At 64.0% G+C, this 16,936-nt stretch carries 16 protein-coding genes; 8 read left to right on the top strand and 8 right to left on the bottom strand.

Annotated elements, in window-relative coordinates:
* Positions 1–34: 34 nt before the first annotated feature.
* The 3 genes from DMX11_RS02965 (at position 35) to DMX11_RS02975 (ending at position 4,146) form a co-directional block, all read left to right on the top strand.
* Positions 35–1,789, top strand: coding sequence for a phosphoethanolamine transferase CptA (locus DMX11_RS02965; RefSeq protein ID WP_110743142.1), 1,755 nt, complete (start codon positions 35–37; stop codon positions 1,787–1,789).
* A gap of 163 nt (positions 1,790–1,952) precedes the next feature.
* Positions 1,953–2,621 (top strand): TetR/AcrR family transcriptional regulator, encoded by a 669-nt coding sequence (locus tag DMX11_RS02970; protein ID WP_110743143.1) that lies wholly within the window; start codon positions 1,953–1,955, stop codon positions 2,619–2,621.
* Between the two features lie 10 nt (positions 2,622–2,631).
* The gene (locus DMX11_RS02975) at positions 2,632–4,146 is read left to right on the top strand and encodes an MDR family MFS transporter (protein WP_110743144.1); all 1,515 of its coding nucleotides are present in this window, start codon (positions 2,632–2,634) and stop codon (positions 4,144–4,146) included.
* Positions 4,147–4,281: 135 nt separating this feature from the next.
* On the opposite strand, the gene DMX11_RS02980 is transcribed toward DMX11_RS02975, so the two are convergent.
* Positions 4,282–4,554, bottom strand: coding sequence for a hypothetical protein (locus tag DMX11_RS02980; protein ID WP_110743145.1), 273 nt, complete (start codon positions 4,552–4,554; stop codon positions 4,282–4,284).
* A gap of 145 nt (positions 4,555–4,699) precedes the next feature.
* Positions 4,700–5,581, bottom strand: coding sequence for a LysR family transcriptional regulator (locus DMX11_RS02985; protein WP_110743146.1), 882 nt, complete (start codon positions 5,579–5,581; stop codon positions 4,700–4,702).
* A 191-nt stretch (positions 5,582–5,772) separates the two neighbouring features.
* On the opposite strand from DMX11_RS02985, the gene argC reads away from it, so the two are divergent.
* Together argC and DMX11_RS02995 are read left to right on the top strand one after the other, a co-directional pair.
* Positions 5,773–6,714 (top strand): N-acetyl-gamma-glutamyl-phosphate reductase, encoded by a 942-nt coding sequence (gene argC / locus DMX11_RS02990; RefSeq protein WP_110743147.1) that lies wholly within the window; start codon positions 5,773–5,775, stop codon positions 6,712–6,714.
* Between the two features lie 78 nt (positions 6,715–6,792).
* A complete protein-coding gene (locus tag DMX11_RS02995) occupies positions 6,793–7,479 on the top strand; it encodes a GNAT family N-acetyltransferase (RefSeq protein ID WP_110743148.1) in 687 nt (228 codons plus the stop codon).
* 109 nt (positions 7,480–7,588) lie between these two features.
* Here the strand turns inward: DMX11_RS02995 and DMX11_RS03000 are convergent, their stop codons facing one another.
* The 5 genes from DMX11_RS03000 to DMX11_RS03020 all read right to left on the bottom strand — a co-directional run bounded on the left by DMX11_RS03000 (position 7,589) and on the right by DMX11_RS03020 (position 12,079).
* Positions 7,589–8,344, bottom strand: coding sequence for an ABC transporter permease (locus DMX11_RS03000; protein ID WP_110743149.1), 756 nt, complete (start codon positions 8,342–8,344; stop codon positions 7,589–7,591).
* On the bottom strand, positions 8,344–9,549 hold the full coding sequence (locus DMX11_RS03005) for an ABC transporter substrate-binding protein (protein WP_110743150.1): 1,206 nt from the start codon (positions 9,547–9,549) through the stop codon (positions 8,344–8,346). Before DMX11_RS03005 ends, DMX11_RS03000 begins: the two co-directional genes overlap by 1 nt.
* A complete protein-coding gene (locus DMX11_RS03010; RefSeq protein ID WP_110743151.1) occupies positions 9,536–10,357 on the bottom strand; it encodes an ABC transporter ATP-binding protein in 822 nt (273 codons plus the stop codon). The genes DMX11_RS03005 and DMX11_RS03010 overlap by 14 nt, the downstream gene beginning before the upstream one ends.
* On the bottom strand, positions 10,354–11,418 hold the full coding sequence (locus DMX11_RS03015) for an acyl-CoA dehydrogenase family protein (protein WP_110743152.1): 1,065 nt from the start codon (positions 11,416–11,418) through the stop codon (positions 10,354–10,356). Before DMX11_RS03015 ends, DMX11_RS03010 begins: the two co-directional genes overlap by 4 nt.
* Before the next feature lie 100 nt (positions 11,419–11,518).
* Positions 11,519–12,079 carry a carboxymuconolactone decarboxylase family protein gene (locus DMX11_RS03020; protein WP_110743153.1) on the bottom strand — a complete coding sequence of 187 codons (561 nt, stop codon included), beginning with the start codon at positions 12,077–12,079 and terminating at the stop codon, positions 11,519–11,521.
* A gap of 102 nt (positions 12,080–12,181) precedes the next feature.
* Between DMX11_RS03020 and DMX11_RS03025 the strand changes: the two genes are divergently transcribed.
* Positions 12,182–13,093, top strand: coding sequence for an AraC family transcriptional regulator (locus DMX11_RS03025; protein ID WP_110743154.1), 912 nt, complete (start codon positions 12,182–12,184; stop codon positions 13,091–13,093).
* Between the two features lie 46 nt (positions 13,094–13,139).
* Here the strand turns inward: DMX11_RS03025 and DMX11_RS03030 are convergent, their stop codons facing one another.
* Complete coding sequence (locus DMX11_RS03030) at positions 13,140–13,679, bottom strand: Rrf2 family transcriptional regulator (protein ID WP_110743155.1); 540 nt, start codon at positions 13,677–13,679, stop codon at positions 13,140–13,142.
* A gap of 191 nt (positions 13,680–13,870) precedes the next feature.
* Between DMX11_RS03030 and DMX11_RS03035 the strand changes: the two genes are divergently transcribed.
* Both DMX11_RS03035 and DMX11_RS03040 read left to right on the top strand, forming a co-directional pair.
* A complete protein-coding gene (locus DMX11_RS03035) occupies positions 13,871–15,073 on the top strand; it encodes an NAD(P)/FAD-dependent oxidoreductase (RefSeq protein WP_110743156.1) in 1,203 nt (400 codons plus the stop codon).
* A 228-nt stretch (positions 15,074–15,301) separates the two neighbouring features.
* Positions 15,302–16,927: a methyl-accepting chemotaxis protein gene (locus DMX11_RS03040; protein WP_110743157.1), complete on the top strand. Its 1,626-nt coding sequence runs from the start codon at positions 15,302–15,304 to the stop codon at positions 16,925–16,927.
* The last annotated feature ends 9 nt before the right edge of the window (positions 16,928–16,936 follow it).

A 16,936-nucleotide genomic window follows, 5' to 3' on the forward strand; every position in this document is an offset into this window, starting at 1 on the left:
TATCCGCAGGCTGCCAAGGTACGACGAGGCATACGTGTCACACACTCTATCCCCCGCAGCGCACAAGCGCGTGGACTGGGCCGGCCTGGGCTGGCTGTTGCTGTTCTTCTGGTACTTTTCCGGGGTTACCCAGGCGTTGCTGTTGTTCAGCGGTACCACCGGCTTTTCCGGCTTCCGTAACGCACTCTTCCTCAGCAGCCTGTGGCTTGCCCCTGTCTTGCTGCTGCCGCGCTTCACCCGCGTCACTGCCGCTATCCTGGGCGTGGTGCTGTGGGCTGCATCGCTGGTAGGCCTGAGCTATTTCGGCATCTATCGCCAAGAGTTCTCGCAAAGCGTCATTTTCGTGATGTTCGAGTCCAATACCGCCGAGGCCGGGGAGTACTTCAGCCAGTATTTCAGTATCTGGCTGGGCCTGGCGCTGCTGCTGTACACGCTACTGGCGGTGCTGCTGTGGCGGCGCGTACGCCCGGTCTACCTGCCGCTGCGCAGCCGCCTGCCAGTGGTCGTACTGTTGCTGGCAGCCAACCTGGTGCTGCCGTTCTACAAGCAAATGGTCACCCAGGACCGCAATTTCGCCGACGCCCTGGAAAAAGTGCAGCAGCGCCTGGAACCGGCTGTGCCCTGGCAATTGCTGGTCGGCTACCGGCAGTACCGCCAGCAACTGGACAACATGCAGGAGTTGCTGGCCCAGAACGCCGCGCTGCCGCCCTTGCAAAACCTGCGTGACAGCAGCGGCACGGCCCCTCGCACCCTGGTACTGGTGCTGGGTGAATCCACCACCCGCGAGCACATGCACCTGTACGGCTACAACCGCGACACCACGCCCAACCTGGACGCGCTGGCCGCCCACGACAAAGGCCTGACCGTGTTCCGCGACGTGGTATCGCCTCGGCCGTACACCATCGAAGTGATGCAGCAGATTCTCACCTTCGGCGACGAGCAGAACCCCGACCGCTTCCTCACCGCCCCGTCGCTGATCAACCTGATGAAACAGGCAGGCTACAAGACCTTCTGGATCACCAACCAGCAGACGATGACCAAGCGCAACACCATGCTGACCACCTTCTCGCAGCAGACGGACGCGCCGATCTACCTGAACAACCAGCGCAACCAGAATGCCAGCCAGTATGACGACGTGGTGCTGGCACCGTTCGAAAAGGCCTTGCAAGACACTGCGCCGAACAAGTTCATCATCGTGCACTTGCTGGGCACGCACATGGACTATCGCTTCCGCTACCCGGACAGCTACACCCATTTCAAAGACAGACAGGGCGTACCAGGCGCACTGACAGATGACCAGGTAGAAACCTACAACTTCTACGACAACGCGGTACGTTACAACGACTATGTGGTTTCGAGCCTGATCAAGCGTTACTCGGCCGGCACGCCCAATGGCTTCCTGATGTACCTGTCCGACCATGGTGAAGACGTGTACACCTCTGGCAACCACGACCGCCTGGGACGGAATGAAGGGGCGCCGACCCGGCCGATGTACACCATCCCGTTCCTGCTGTGGACCTCCCCAAGCTGGCAGGCCGCGCACCCGCGGGACTTGCAGGCAATGGCCAGCCGCCCGTACAGCAGTTCGCACCTGATCCACACGCTGTCCGACCTGGCTGGGTTGAGCTATGACCGGTTCGAGCCAGCCAAGAGCCTGGTGAGCCCACTGTTCGTGGTGGCGCCGCGCTGGATTGGTGACCCGTATCGCAAGGATGGCTTGCGTGAGTTCGATCACCTGCCGCTGGACAAGGCTGAACGCGTTCAGCAGACGGCCAGTAGTGACGAGTAAAACGGCAAGCGCTTGAACGGACTGCTTCAGGCTTGAGATGACCCGAGGCGCTTTGCGCCTCCAATGGGGGTGCCTACTACCCCCATAAATTAAATTTAAATTGGATTTAGACTAAATCTAAGACATGCTCTGCCCATCTTCCTCGCCCGCAGAGCTCCCCACCATGTCCACAGCCCCCCGCGAACCGCGCAAGGACGGCGCCGTCACCCGCACCCGCATCCTCGAAGCCGCCGGCGAACTGTTCGCCGCGCTCGGCTACGCCGAAACCAGCAACAAGGCAGTCGCTGCCAAAGCCGAGGTCGACTTGGCCTCGATCAACTACCACTTCGGTAGCCGCAACGGCCTGTACCTGGCCGTGCTCGACGAAGCCCGCCAACGTTTCCTCGACCTCAGCGACCTGCAACGCATCACTCAAGGTCCACAAGCGCCCGAGGACAAATTGCGGGTGCTGGTGGACCTGGTGGTGCATAAAGCCACTTCGGCCCGGGACAACTGGCACCTGCGGGTGCTGGCTGCGGAAATCCTGGCCCCCAGCCCCCATGGCCAGGCGCATTTGCAGGCTGCCGCACCGCTGCGCCTGTCGCTGCTCAAAGCGTTGTTCAGCGAGGTAAGCCACATTCCCGCAGACGACCCTGCCCTGACCCGCTGCATTCTGTGCGTCACCGCGCCCTGGGCCATGTTGCTGATCGGCCCCCGCGGTGGCTCTGGGGCGCTGAACGAGATTCTACAAATGCCGGTCGACGCAGTTGCCGCCCAGTTGTACCGCTTTGCCCTGGCAGGCTTGCAGGACGCCGGCCAACAGCATGCCCAGGCCCACGCCACACCCCGTTGAGGTCCGCCCAATGCAACCGACTTCCACAGATACTTCCCCGGCCGCCACAGACGCGCAGACCTCCATCCCGCTGCTGCTGGCAGCGCTGATGCTGGTGATGTTCCTGGCCGCCCTCGACCAGACCATCGTCTCGACCGCGCTGCCGACCATCGTCAGCGATCTGGGCGGCCTGCGCTGGCTGTCGTGGGTAGTTACCGCTTACCTGCTGGCCTCGACGGTGGTGGTGCCGCTGTATGGCAAATTCGGCGACCAGTTCGGCCGCAAGCGCGTACTGCAGGTCGCCGTCGTGCTGTTTCTGCTGGGCTCGGCGCTGTGTGGCGCGGCGCAGACCATGGGTGAGCTAATCGCCTTTCGGATCCTGCAAGGCCTGGGGGGTGGCGGCCTGATGGTGGTGGCGATGGCCGCTATCGGTGATGTCATCCCGCCCGCCGAACGCGGCCGCTACCAAGGCCTGTTCGGCGGCGTGTTCGGCCTGGCCACGGTGGTCGGGCCATTGATCGGCGGCTTCCTCGTCGAGCACCTGTCCTGGCACTGGATTTTTTACATCAACCTGCCGCTGGGCTTGCTGGCGCTGCTGGTGATCGGCAGCGTGTTTCGCCCGCATGTGGCACTGGTGCAGCACAAGGTGGACTACATCGGCGCGTTCTTCCTTACCGTGGCACTGGGCGCGGTGGTGCTCATCACCAGCCTGGGCGGTAGCCTGCTGGCGTGGCAATCGCTGGACATGCTGTGCCTGTCGCTGTTCGCCCTGATCGGCCTGGTCGGTTTCGTTGTCGAGCAACGCCGCGCCGCCGAGCCGATCATGCCGCTGCACCTGTTCCGCCACCGCACCTTCGTGCTTGCCGGCCTGATTGGCTTTATCGTCGGGGTGTCGTTGTTCGGTGCAGTCACCTTCCTGCCGCTGTACATGCAGGTGGTAAAGAATGCCACCCCGACCAGTGCCGGGTTGCAGATGCTGCCGCTGATGGGCGGCTTGCTGGTGGTGTCGGCGATCACCGGGCGACTGATCAGCCGCTGGGGCCGCTACCGGATGTTCCCGATCCTCGGCACGCTGCTGCAGGTGGTTGCGCTGGGCCTGCTTAGCCGGCTTGACCTGGACACCCCCATGGCGCTGATGAACCTGTACATGGGCCTGCTGGGGGCTGGCCTGGGCATGGTCATGCAGGTGCTGATTCTGGCGGTGCAGAACAGCGTCGAACCGCAGCACATGGGCGTGGCCACCTCCGGGGCAACCTTGTTCCGCTCGATTGGCGGCGCCATCGGTGTGTCGCTGTTCGGCGCGCTGTTCTCCCATGCCCTGCTGGGCGGCCTGGCAAGCGATTTCGCCGCGGGTGCCGGTGGCCCGGCGAGCCTGTCGCCTACCGCCGTGCACGCCCTGCCTGCGGCCCTGCAGCACAGTTACCTGCAGGCGTTTTCCCGCGCCATGCATGAGGTGTTCCTGCTGGCCGGCGGCATTACCAGCGTCGCGTTCGCGCTCTCCTGGCTGCTGCGCGAAGTGCCGCTACGCCAGGCCGCACAGCGGTGATCGAGGGCCAACGCGGCGGCAGTACCGACGAAAACGCTTTACATCCATTCGCATGATTGCAACCGCGTGATCATGCTCATTGGATGTAAAGCGCCTGGATCGCAGGTAAGCGATGTGTCTTGCGCAGGTCCGTGCCTACTTGCCGCGTGCCTTGTTATAGATGGTCTTGGCCCGATCGGCCGAAGCCTGGCATTTGCTCATGTCCCCTGAGGCCTGAGCTTCTTTGGCCTGCATTAACAGCTCATGGTAATCGTGCGCCATGCCGCCGTGCAGGGCCTGGCCATCGGTTTTCTTGATGTCCTCGAGCTCCTTGATCTTGGCCGCACAGTTGCCCGCAGGGTCTGCATGTGCGGCAAGACTGAGGACGGAAGCGATTACCAGCAGAGGGATGCATTTCGTGGATTTCATGAAGCGTTCTCCTGGAAAACCCTAAGGTGGGTCGAGGTGCATGCGGCTCGACGGAAAAAAGCATAGTTGCCCGGTGCCAGCCCCGCAGCGCTTCAGCCCGGCGGTAGCGGGGCCTTGTCAGACAGGGACCACTACCCGCCACTCTTCACTGGCGCAACCGCTCCAGTGCCTGCAACACATGCCCCGTCGCCCGCTCCACCTGCCCTTCCCGGCAAGCAATGCCCAGCTGGCGCCACAGCCCCGGCCGCAAGGGCCGGCGGGCAACACGTCGGTCCAGTTCCGCCACCTCTCCCTCCTGCGGCAACAGCGTCGCCCCATACCCGGCACCCACCAGGCTTTTGATCGCATCGTTGTAGTTCAGCTCGATACGCGGCTCTGGGTATAGCCCCGCCGCCGCAAACCATTCGCTCGTCACCCTCGACAGCTGGGTGCTGCTGTCATTGAGAATCAACGCCCGCTGCGCCAGCCAGCCAGGGGTGACCCTGGCCGGTGGCTGCCAGTCAGCCGGTATGTAGGCCAGGATCGGGTCGCGCCGCCAGGGGGTGACCATCACCCCCTTACCGGCCACTTGCGGCAAGGCTACCAGGCCAATATCCAGCGTGCCCTCGCGCAAGCCCGCCAGTGATGCCTGGGAGGTCAGCACCTGTACCTGCACATCGATCCGCGGGTGCTCGACCCGCAAACGCGCCAATGCCTGGGGCAGCAAATGGGCGATGGCACCGGTAGACGCACCCAGGCGTACCCGCCCGGTCAGGCCCTCGACCTGGCGGCGTACTTCGTCCAGCGCCAAGCCGGCGTCGGCCAGCAGGCGCCGGGCACGCGTCAGCAGCGTTTCACCGATGGCCGTAGGCCGAACCTGGCCACGGGTGCGGGTGAGCAACGGGGCGCCAATGCGCGCTTCCAGCTCGGCTATGTGCAAGCTGATGGTGGGTGGCGCGAGGTTGAGTTGGCGGGCGGCCTCGGCAAACGAGCCGAGGTCGCTGATGACTACCAACGTGCGGAGGCGGTCGAGGCTGATTTCGCGCATGGCATCAAGTTTTCCTGGCAGTGGCACTTTTGCAGAAAAGCGCCTTAGCCCGCGGCCGCAGCCTTGGGCTGCGCGGAGGTCACGGAAGCTCTCTCATTCATTAAAAATGAACATCAGCATCATGATATTCAAATTTCCTTTATCAAGGCCACCAGCGAGCATAGGCCATCCCCTCTGAACGGAACGCGACCATGCCCACCCCTGTTGTCTTCATCGATGGTGACCAAGGCACCACCGGCCTGCAGATTCATGCCCGCCTGCAAGGCCGTAACGATTTGCGTCTGCTGACCCTGCCCGAGGCCGAACGCAAGGACCCACAGCGCCGTCGCGAAGCGATCAACAGCGCCGACATCGCGCTGCTGTGCCTACCCGACGCCGCCGCCCGCGAGGCGGTGGCGGCCATCCTCAACCCTCAGGTGAGGGTGATCGACGCCAGCTCCGCGCACCGCACTGCGCCAGGCTGGGTCTATGGCCTGCCTGAGCTGGATGACCAACAGGCCGAGCGTATTGCCCAAAGCAAACGCGTAAGCAACCCGGGCTGCTACCCGACCGGCGCCATCGCCCTCCTGCGCCCGCTGATCAAAGCAGGCCTGCTGCCGGCCGACTACCCGCTGAATATCCATGCCATTTCCGGCTATTCCGGTGGCGGCCGCGCAGCCGTCGAGCGGCATGAGCAACCCGGCGCCGACCCAGCCCCGACCCTGCAGCTGTACGGGCTGGACCTGGCGCACAAGCACGTGCCGGAGATCCAGCTGCACGCTGGGCTGTCGGCGCGGCCGATGTTCATGCCGGGTTATGGCGCCTACCGCCAAGGGATCGTACTGAGCATCCCGCTGCAGTTGCGCCTGCTGCCCGGGCAGGTCAGTGCCGAACAGCTGCAAGGCTGCCTGGAGCAGCACTACCAAGGCGCCCGTCACGTCCGGGTGATGCCGCTGCACCAGCACGGGGCCGCGCCAAACCTGGACCCCGAGGCGCTGAACGACAGCAACGACCTGCGCCTGGCCCTGTACGCCAACCCCGAACATGGCCAGGTATTGCTCACTGCCGTGTTCGACAACCTGGGCAAAGGCGCCTCTGGCGCGGCGGTGCAAAACCTCGACCTGATGCTGGGCGCACTACAGGCACAAGGCTGATTGGGCAAAACCGGTTAGACTGTACCCCCGCGTCGACACGGCGCGGGCTGTATTCCCACCCGCCGGAGCCTGCCCCCGATGTTCATCCTGAGCCGCCTCGACAGCGTGCCGCCCGAGTCTTTCCAAAACCAGATCCGCGAGCTGGTGATCCACAATGTCGGCGAACTGAGCAGTGTCGCCATCACCGTCGACAACCCGCTGTACCCGCTGTACCAGTACGGCGTGGGCATGGAGGTGCACCAGTACCTGCAAGCGCTGGACGGCACCCGCGGCCTGGCCGTGGCGCTGACCCTGGCGCTGGACGCCGAAGCACCAGACCAGTTGCTGGGCTTTGCCCTGTCACTGCCGGCCGAGGACGACGAGCAGGCCTGTGCCTTGGCATTTCTCGCCGTGCGCCCCAGCCATCGGCGCCAAGGCATCGCCCGCGCCCTGCTGGGCGACCTGCAGGCGCATCATGCCTGTGTCGAGCTGAACGCCTTTGCCAGCCAGGTGCCCTGGTTCGAGGCCATGGGCATGCAGGTGGTGGCCGCCAGTGGTCCGCAGGTGCTGATGAGCAGCACCGGGCAGGCCAGCGGCGCACTGATCGGTCGGCTGGACATAGCACCGATCTACCAGACGGCGGAAGTGCTGCAGATTCATACCTACCTGCTGAATCAGCAGGGTGAGGATGCGATGCTCGAAGCAGAGCAGATGCGAGATGAGCGGCTGGATGAACTGACCGCCCAAGCACTGGAGTGTGTACGCCAGCGCAAGACCGTGCATTGACCCAAGGGGCTGTTGGCGACTAACCCCACTCACAGGTACAACGCAGGCCTTGAGCACTGTGCCGTACCTGTGGGAGCGGGTTTACCCGCGAAGTAGCAGCCTTGGCCCCTCAGCCATGCACCCAACGCCGATGCAGCCCGCGCGCCAAGGCATCGAGCACGAACCCCAGCACGCCGATCAGCAGCACCATCGCCATCAGCTCCGAGTACGCCAACCGGTCCCGGGTATCGAGAATGAAATACCCCAGCCCCGCACTCACCCCCAGCATTTCGCACGGCACCAGCACGATCCACAGGATGCCGATGGCCAGGCGCACGCCAGTCAGCACATGGCCAATCACCCCCGGCACGATCACCTTGCACAAGGTTTCCCAGCGCGTGGCGCTCAAGCTGCGGCTCAGTTGCAGCCAGCGCGGGTCCAACTGCCGTACTCCGGCGGCCGTGTTGAGCAGGATCGGCCACAAGGCGGCAAATGCCAGCAGGAAGTAGATCGGCTGGTCCCCCACGCCCATCAGCATCACCACCACCGGCATCCACGACAACGGCGAGATCATGCGCAGGAACTGAAACGCTGGCGTCGTAGCAGCCTCCAGGTGCCGGTAGCTGCCCACCAGCAAACCCAGCGGCACACCGATCAGCAGCGCCAGCAGCAGCCCCACCAGAATGCGCTTGAGGCTGACCCAGATGTGCCCGTATACCTCACCCTGCCCCAGCAATTCGACCAGGCTGGCCAGGGTTGCCGCCGGCGAAAAGCGTGCCGACAGGCCATCGGCCTGACCAAACACAGCCACACCGGCCCACCACAACAGCAACAGCCCCAGTAAGCCGGCCAGACCAAGCCCGGCATGTACGACATGCGTGCGCATCAGACCACGAACTCCTCGCTACGCTCGAAGTTATCGGCAATACCGAACACCGACGGTCCGCCCACTGCAGCAATGGCATTGCGCACAAAGCGGTCGTCGACCAGGTCGCGAGCGGTCTGCACCGGGTCCAGCCCGGCGAGGAAGGCGTTGTCACCTTCGATCAGGGTGTTTTTCAGGCGCTTGACCAGTTCTTCGGTGTAGCTCGGGAACGGGTATGGCTGGAAGTCGATGCGCTTTTCATCCCACTGCTGATGGCGAATGGCCCCACTGGCGATGTAGCCGGCGCGATCCTCGGCGGCCGGGGCGAGAACCTTGCTCAACACCGCCGGCTCGTGCGGGGTGTATTTGTTGGGGCCGGCCTTGGACAGCAAGGCTGCGGCTTCAGCGCGGTGGTCCCGGGTCCAGTGCTGGGCCTTGACGATGGCGTTGACTACCTTCTGCGACCACTCCGGGCGGTTGTTCAGATCGTGCTCGTGCATGAACACCACACAGCAGGCATGGTTGCGCCAGACGTCCCCGGTGAAGCGCTGCACGCGGCCAACCTTGAGGTTCTCGGCCAGCGCGTTGAACGGCTCGGCGACGATGTAGCCGGCGATGCGCTTGCTGGCCAGGGCTGGCGGCATGTCCGATGGCGGTAGCACCAGCAGGTTGACCTCGTTGGCGGCCAGATGCGCGTTGGCCGGCTTCGACACCGGCGTCAGACCATTGTCATTGAGCATCTGCTGCAGCACCACGTTATGGATCGAGTACCAGAACGGGATGGCCACGGTCCTGCCGCCGAGGTGTTTCACGTCGCTGATGTCCGGGGCCACGGTCAGGCCGGAACCGCCCACGTGGTTCCAGGCCACCACCTTGGCCGGCACCTTGCTGCCATAGCGTGCCCACACGGTCATCGGCGACAGCAGATGGATGACGTTGACCTGGCCAGAAATGAACGCCTCGATCACCTGGGCCCAACTGCGCAGCAGCACCGGGCGCTCGGCCTTGATGCCCTCGGCCTCGAACAGGCCATTGTTGTGCGCCACCAGCAATGGCGTGGCGTCGGTGATCGGCAGGTAACCGATGCGCACCGGCGCGTCGGGCTCGGCAGCGGCGCGGGCCTGCAGGCTCGACAGTAAGGGCAACGCCCCGGCAGCGGTCAGCATGGCACCGAGCTTGAGAAAATCACGACGTGAAGAAGCGGAACAGCAGTCATCCATGCACATGGACAGCCTCCGAGGGCAACGGGGTTGAGGTAGGTTCGACTGTGCGGCTTGCCCGCCGAAGGGTTTTGAGAATTTCGATGCGCAAGGCGCCCAGTTCCTCGACCCGCTGCGTCCGTGGTTGCGGCAGGTCGATGTGCCACTGGCCAAGGATGTGCGCTGGGTGGTTGCCCAGTAGCAGAACCCGGTCTGACAGCAGCAAGGCTTCGTCGATATCGTGGGTGATCAGTACCGCCGCCGTGTTGTGGGTGGCGATCAGTTGCAGCAGCAGTTGCTGCATGTCGGCGCGAGTCACTTCATCCAGTGCGCCGAACGGTTCGTCGAGCAGCAGCACTTCGGGCTGGCGGGCCAGGCAGCGGGCCAGTGCGGTGCGCTGGGCCATGCCGCCAGACAGCTGCGCCGGGTACTGGCTGCGCGCGTGGGCCAGCCCAACGGCGGCAATGGCATGGTCGATACGGGCACGACGCTCGGCAGCCGCCACCTTGGGCTGGCGGGCGAAGTCCAAGCCGAACGCGACGTTTTTTTCAAGGCTCAGCCAAGGCAGCAGGCTGGGGTCTTGAAAAGCCACCGCCAGGCGCGGGTGCGGGCCCTGCAGCCGCTGGCCGTGCAGGCTCACGCTGCCGCCGCTCGGCTGCTGCAAACCGGCCAGCACCCGCAGCAAGCTGGACTTGCCGACACCACTGGGGCCAAGGATGCTTACCACCTCGCCCGGTGCCAGTTGCAGGTCGAACTGCGCCAGCACCTGCTGCCAGCCGCCCTCGCCTGGGTAGCCCAAGCTGATAGTGCGGGCCTCGAGCAACACTGCACTCATGCGGCGCCCGCCTGGCGTTGCAGCTCGGCGCGCAGTTGCACCAGGCTGGGCGTGACGATCGGCACGAAGGCCGATTCCCGCCAGCGGCGGGCAAAGCCTTCGCCGTACTCGCTGAGGTACGCCTTGCCACCACTGGCCTGCAACTCCAGCTGCACCGCGTCGGCAGCACTTTCGGCCAGCGTGATGCGCAGCTTGAACAAGGCCCCCGGCTGTTGCTGGAAGCGGCTCTCCAGCAGGCCCTGCTTAAGCTCGCTGACGGTGTTTTCCAGTCGCTCGCTGAGCACTTGGCGCGCTTCATCCAGGAACGACGCGCGACCGTGCAGGTGCATGTGCACCTCAGCCAGTGCGCGCCGCGCCAGGCCGATGGCCATGCCGCACTGCAGCCCCAAAAACGCCGGGCGGACACCTGGCAGAAACTCGCGGGCATTTTCGTGCAGCAGCCAGTCACGCGTCAGGTGCACCTGCTGGAAAGCCAGTGCTGCCGTGTTGCTCGACTGCAGGCCCATCAACTGCAGGTCCTCGGAGCGTTCCAGGCCCGGGGCGTCCGAAGGGATGGCCAACACGAACGGCGTGCCGCCGTCGTCATCTTCGATGGCTGCCGCCACCACGAAACCGCTTCGGCGCAGGTTGGTCACCCAGTGCAGGCGGCCTGCAAGGTGCCAACCATCGGCTGCCGGGCGACCACGCACCTGCAACGCTTCGATACCGGAGAGGAATTTCATGGCGTTGGAAAGCCCGGTGGCCCCGGCCAGTTCGCCGGTCAGCAGGCGCGGTAGCAGGCGCTCGCGCAGGGGCTGGTTGGGGCTGTGCAACAGGTATTCGATGAAGGCGCGCTGGCCCCAGCAGACGAAGGCTGCGGCCAACGAGCGGCTGGCAATGGCGGCAATCGCCTCGACGGCGTCGGTCACCTGCCCACCCGTGCCGCCCAGGGCCGGGTCGACACCAATGCGCAACAGTTGCGATTCGGCGATCTGCGCCAGCACCTGGTGCGGCTCGCACAGGCCCCGGTCGATGGACTCGGCATTGGCATCCAGCCAGTGTCGAAATGCACAATCCTGCATGGTCTTGCTCCTTTAGAAAACGCCGGGGCTACTCTGCAGCCCATTCGCGGCACAGGGCCGCTCCTGCAACGACCGCGCGAGGGCCGCTTGCAAACGTGGGCTACGCAGAAGGCTGCCAACGGTATTTGCCAAGCTCCTCGTTGAGTGGCGTCTGGGCGAAGACATTAGCAAAGTTGCAGAGGGTTGCGAGACTTACCCCCAGAATCACTTCCAGCGCGTTGCCTTCGCTGAAGCCGGCTTCACGGAACGTCTGGTAGGTGGCTTGGCTGACATTGCCACGGGTGGCGATCACTTCGCGGGCAAAAGCGGCCAGGGCTTCATGGCGGGCGTTGGGCAATTCGTCACGCGCACGCAGGGCATCGACCACCTCCGGCGGCAGTTTGGCCTTGTTCAGCGCCACCGCTGTGTGGCCGGCCACACAAAAGTCGCAGCCATGCTGGGTGGCGGCGATCAGCTGCACCACCTCGCGATCGGCCAGGCTCAAGTCGGACTTGCCATTCAGCGCCGAGACGGTGACGTAGGTTTCCAGCGCCGCCGGAGCGTTGGCCAGCACGCCAAGCAGGTTGGGAATGAAGCCGGAATTCTTCTGCGCAATCTCAAGAAACGGCCGTGCCGCTTCCGGGGCGCTCTGCAGCGTGTGTAAAGTGATGCGCGAGGACATGCAGTGATCTCCGTTGATGGGTGTCACTACAGTCTGTTGGTTATAAGAACTACCCTCCATATTCGTCAGTCGCCTTTCCTTGCTCCTGAGTCTTTGCTTTAGATGATTTCTTCCAGCCCGCTTGTCGATTGGTTATTAGAAGGCCTGGAGCTCGATGCCAGCCTGTTCCACGTAGGCCGCTATTGCGGCGGCTGGCACGCCAGTACCCAGGGCATGGGCCGGGCCAGCTTCCACCTGGTGGTGCAAGGCCATTGCTGGCTGCACATTGACGGCCAGCCCCGGGCCCTGCGCTTGGAGCAAGGTGATGCCGTGTTCCTGCTGCGCGACTTGGCTTATCGCTTGTCCAGCGACCATGACCCGGTCGACGCCTGCGCGCAACCGCGTCAGGTCATGCAGGCACTGGACAATACGGCTGGCGACGGGGTCGGGCTGGTCTGCGGCTTCTTTCATTTCCACTCGGGCCTGTCATCGCTGATCGTCGACGGCCTGGCCGAGTGGATCCTGCTGCGCGCCAAAGACCCCGCAGGCAGTGCAGCGGGGGCGCTGTTCGGGTTGATTCTGGAAGAGTGTCGGCGCAACCCCGGGCCATCGCAGACGCTGCTGGAGCGGCTGACACATTTGCTGTTTCTGTATGTGCTGCGCCAGCAGGTGCACGCCGGCCAATCGCTTGGCGGCCTGGTCGCCCTCGCCCGCCAACCGGCATTTGCCGGGCTGCTGGAGCAATTGATCGAGCAGCCGGGGCAAGCGTGGACACTGGAGAGCATGGCAGCTTGCACCGGGTTGTCACGCTCGGCTTTTTTCAAGCGTTTCAGCGAGCTGGCGGGTCAATCGCCGGGGCAGGTTCTGCTGGCGCTGCGCATGCGCCAGGCCTGCCAGTTGCTGCAGGCCGGGCACACCGTGGAGCACGTGGGCGCGCAGGTGGGGTACCAATCGGTGGCGGCCTTTACCCGGGCGTTCGCCAAGGTGGTGGGGGTGCAGCCTGGGGCCTATCGGCGACAGCATGAAGGGCGCTGATCGGCGTCTATCCCTACCCGCGCAAAGGCCAGTACGGGCAACCCCTTCACACCTGCTCTACCGGAATATCCCCAGCCCCCTTGGCCTCCCGCCGCTCCCCCATCCAGGCAACGACCTGCTGGCCGAATTCAGCCGGGGCCTTGCGCCCGAAACGCATGGCCAGGTCCAGCACAGTCTGCTGTGCCAATGACTCTTCCATGCGCTTCTGCGCCCCCAGCATCACCGCGTGGATCGCACAGGTACCCTCGGTCGCCCAAGTCGGCGGCGAGCCGTCGAACAAGGTGCAACGCTCGCGCACCTCGCGGCAATCGAAGATCTTCTTCGGTCCATCAATGGCAGTGACGATATCCAGCACGCTGATCTGCGCCGCCGGCCGCGCCAGGCGGAAGCCGCCGCGCACGCCTTCGGTAGCCGCCACCAGCCCGGCACGGGCCAGCTTGGTGAAGACCTTGGCCAGGTATTCCTGCGGCACACCTTGCAGCTCGGCCAGGTCGCGCACGCTGGAATCACGGGTTTCACCGCGCTCGTCGACTAAAAACAACAGGCAATGGATGCCGTATTCCACGCCAGCACTGTAAAGCGACATTCTAATCTCCGACCGATTTTGTCGTATATGTTACGCCGATGCTCCGGCACTGACAAAACAAGCGTCGAGAGGTAGCGCCACTGCAAAGGGAAAACCCTTGCCGAAGATAACTACGATCGATATAGTCGTAGTTAATCGAAGGCCATACAGCTGGTCCTCGAGGCCCTCTTCGAACCTTGCGGAGTACCTTCATGAAATCCAACATCCTGATCATCGGTGCCGGCTTTGCCGGTGTCTGGAGCGCCCTGAGCGCTGCACGCCTGCTCGACCAGGCGCAACGTGGCGACCTCAGCATCAGCGTGCTGGCGCCTCAGCCAGAACTGCGTATTCGTCCGCGTTTTTACGAGGCCGACGTGCATGGCATGAAGGCGCCGCTGGGTGATCTGTTCGCGGCTGTGGGCGTTCACTTCATCCCGGGCAACGCCGACAGCATCGACACCGAAGGTCGCAGCGTCAGCTATATCGATACCCACGGCCAGCCACAGCGCATCGCCTACGACCGCCTGATCCTGGCGGCAGGCAGCCAGGTTGCCCGCCCGGCAGTACCAGGCCTGGCTGAGCATGCGTTCGATGTCGACCAGATGGAATCGGCCATGCGCCTGGAGCAGCACCTGGTCGATCTGGCCGCCCTGCCGGCTTCGCCAGCTCGCAATACCGTGGTGGTATGCGGTGGCGGCTTCACCGGTATCGAGACCGCAACCGAAATGCCTAATCGCCTGCGCTCGATCCTCGGGGCCAAGGCGGCATTGCGGGTAGTGGTGGTCGACCGTGGTGCGCAAGTGGGCGCGGCATTGGGTGCAGGGATCACACAGTCGATTGTTGCCGCGTGTGAACAGGCCGGTGTCGAATGGCTGGCCGGCGCTTCGGTGGTGGCTGTCGATGCGGCGGGAGTCACCCTGGACAACGGCGAGCACATCGCCAGCAACACGGTAATCTGGACCGTTGGCGTCAAGGCCAGCCCGTTGACGGCGCAAGTTGCCGGGGAGCGCGATCACTTCGGCCGGCTGAAAGTGGATGGTCATTTGAAAGTGCTGGGCCAGGACCACGTTTATGCCACCGGCGACACCGCCTGGGCTGCGGTAGATGACTTGGGCAACCATGCCCTGATGACGTGTCAGCACGCCATCCCCATGGGCCGCCACGCCGGCAACAACGCCGTCGCCGACCTGCTCGGCCTGCATCCGGTGGTATATCGCCAGCCCAAGTACGTCACTTGCCTTGACCTGGGTGGCTGGGGCGCCGCCTTCAGCGAAGGCTGGGAGCGTGAACTGAAGCTGCACGGCCAGGAAGGCAAAGAGCTCAAACGCCAGATCAACTCGGTGTGGATTTACCCGCCAGCGGCTGACCGCACCGTGGCGCTGGCTGCGGCGGACCCAATGATCGCCATCGTTTAACGGCATTTTCCTCACAAAACCGTCAACAATTGGCGGTTTTGCCAGTTCTGGCCGTTACGTTGAATGACTGTTCAATAATGATGGCCATATGGCATCATTCAAACAAAAAAGTCACGAGGGTGAGACACACAACCAACTTCGCAGCGCATCAAGAGCCTGGCGCCATACCGGTGACCGGCCATCCGCCCAAGCTCCTGAGGCCTGCACGCCACCGTCAAGGAGCATTCCATGCAGTTACGGAATTTGAAGATCGGCATTCGCGCTGCAAGCGTGTTCGCCCTGTTGGGCATCCTGGTCCTGTTCATGGGCTTGATCGCACTTTATGAAACCCGGCAGATGGACAAGGCCACGGATGAAATCCGGGTGACCTGGATGCCGGCCGTAATAGCCCTGGGTGACATCAGCAGCAACCTCGGGCGCGCCCGCGCCGTCACCTTGCGTGCCGCCCTGGACGACAACCCCAGTGACCGCGTGCGCAACCTGCAGATGCTCGACGGTATAAATACCGAGCTGAATAATGCTCTGAAGAATTATGCCGACACGATCATCGCTGCCGATGACCGCGCCCTGTTCAATGCCTTCAGCGCTGCTCATCAGCACTATTTCGAATTACAGACCCGCGTGCTGCAAGACATCCAAGCCGGGCGTATGGACGACGCCAAGCAGCAGATCAGCGGCGCGCTGACTCAGCGCGCCGACAGCATGATGCAGGCCATGGCAGCGTTGATCGCGTATAACGGCACAGGCGCCGAACAAGCCTCGCAGCGCAGCAGCGACGTCGCTGACGAAGCGTTCACCGCGCTGGTCGCCGCACTGGTGGTGATCATGCTGGCCCTTGCCGCCATCGCCACCCTGCTCACCCGCAGTATCGTCGTGCCGCTGGCCGATGCGCTGGCGGTGGCCGAGCGCGTTGCGACCGGCGACCTGACCCGCGAGATACGGGTAACCGGTCGCGATGAGCCGGCCATGCTATTGCGCGCCCTGAGCCGGATGCAGGGCAGCCTGCGCGATACCATTCGCCAGATCGCCGCGTCTTCCGACCAACTGGCCTCGGCCTCGGAAGAACTGCACACCGTCACTGAAGACACCAGCCGCGGCCTGCATCAGCAGAGTGCAGAAATCGACCAGGCCGCCACGGCGGTGAACCAGATGACTGCGGCAGTCGAGGAAGTGGCGAACAACGCGGTCAGCACTGCTGATGCTTCCAAAGGCGCTGACCAGACCACCCGAGATGGCCGCGACCAAGTCAACCAGGCGCTGGCATCCATTCAGCATCTGGTAGCGGATGTGACCGGCACATCGGCCGAGATCGAACAACTGGCCAGCAACGCCAACGAGATCAGCCGGGTGCTGGACGTGATTGGAGCGATTGCCGGGCAGACCAACCTGCTGGCACTGAACGCCGCCATCGAGGCGGCAAGGGCCGGCGAGGCAGGACGTGGGTTTGCCGTGGTGGCTGACGAGGTACGCGCCCTCGCCCACCGTACCCAGCAATCGACGGCGGAGATCGAGCAGATGATTGCCGGTATCCAGAACGGCACCGAGCGGGCGGTGACGGCAATGCACAGCAGCCAGGGTCGCGCCACGGGTACGCTGGCAGTGGCGCAAAGCGCAGGGCAGGCGTTGGAGGTGATAGCCGAGGCCATCGCTTCGATCAACCAGCGCAACCTGGTGATTGCCAGTGCCTCGGAAGAGCAGGCGCAGGTCGCACGCGAGGTGGACCGGAACCTGGTGAATATTCGTGACTTGGCGACGCAAACGTCGGCGGGCGCGAACCAGACCAGTGCGGCGGCGCAGGATCTGTCGCGGTTGGCGGTGGACCTGAACGGGATGGTGGCGCAGTTCAAGGTTTGATCCAAAACA

Origin of the sequence: Pseudomonas sp. LB-090624 (assembly GCF_003205205.1) — a bacterium.
Classification (GTDB): Bacteria; Pseudomonadota; Gammaproteobacteria; order Pseudomonadales; family Pseudomonadaceae; genus Aquipseudomonas.

What these genes read in the sequence shown, in the direction of transcription:
- DMX11_RS02970 (WP_110743143.1), top strand. Translation starts at nt 1,953, where the DNA reads ATGTCCACAGCCCCCCGCGAACCGCGCAAGGACGGCGCCGTCACCCGC.
- DMX11_RS02975 (WP_110743144.1), top strand. Translation starts at nt 2,632, where the DNA reads ATGCAACCGACTTCCACAGATACTTCCCCGGCCGCCACAGACGCGCAG.
- DMX11_RS02980 (WP_110743145.1), bottom strand. Translation starts at nt 4,554, where the DNA reads ATGAAATCCACGAAATGCATCCCTCTGCTGGTAATCGCTTCCGTCCTC.
- DMX11_RS02985 (WP_110743146.1), bottom strand. Translation starts at nt 5,581, where the DNA reads ATGCGCGAAATCAGCCTCGACCGCCTCCGCACGTTGGTAGTCATCAGC.
- argC (WP_110743147.1), top strand. Translation starts at nt 5,773, where the DNA reads ATGCCCACCCCTGTTGTCTTCATCGATGGTGACCAAGGCACCACCGGC.
- DMX11_RS02995 (WP_110743148.1), top strand. Translation starts at nt 6,793, where the DNA reads ATGTTCATCCTGAGCCGCCTCGACAGCGTGCCGCCCGAGTCTTTCCAA.
- DMX11_RS03000 (WP_110743149.1), bottom strand. Translation starts at nt 8,344, where the DNA reads ATGCGCACGCATGTCGTACATGCCGGGCTTGGTCTGGCCGGCTTACTG.
- DMX11_RS03005 (WP_110743150.1), bottom strand. Translation starts at nt 9,549, where the DNA reads ATGTGCATGGATGACTGCTGTTCCGCTTCTTCACGTCGTGATTTTCTC.
- DMX11_RS03010 (WP_110743151.1), bottom strand. Translation starts at nt 10,357, where the DNA reads ATGAGTGCAGTGTTGCTCGAGGCCCGCACTATCAGCTTGGGCTACCCA.
- DMX11_RS03015 (WP_110743152.1), bottom strand. Translation starts at nt 11,418, where the DNA reads ATGCAGGATTGTGCATTTCGACACTGGCTGGATGCCAATGCCGAGTCC.
- DMX11_RS03020 (WP_110743153.1), bottom strand. Translation starts at nt 12,079, where the DNA reads ATGTCCTCGCGCATCACTTTACACACGCTGCAGAGCGCCCCGGAAGCG.
- DMX11_RS03025 (WP_110743154.1), top strand. Translation starts at nt 12,182, where the DNA reads ATGATTTCTTCCAGCCCGCTTGTCGATTGGTTATTAGAAGGCCTGGAG.
- DMX11_RS03030 (WP_110743155.1), bottom strand. Translation starts at nt 13,679, where the DNA reads ATGTCGCTTTACAGTGCTGGCGTGGAATACGGCATCCATTGCCTGTTG.
- DMX11_RS03035 (WP_110743156.1), top strand. Translation starts at nt 13,871, where the DNA reads ATGAAATCCAACATCCTGATCATCGGTGCCGGCTTTGCCGGTGTCTGG.
- DMX11_RS03040 (WP_110743157.1), top strand. Translation starts at nt 15,302, where the DNA reads ATGCAGTTACGGAATTTGAAGATCGGCATTCGCGCTGCAAGCGTGTTC.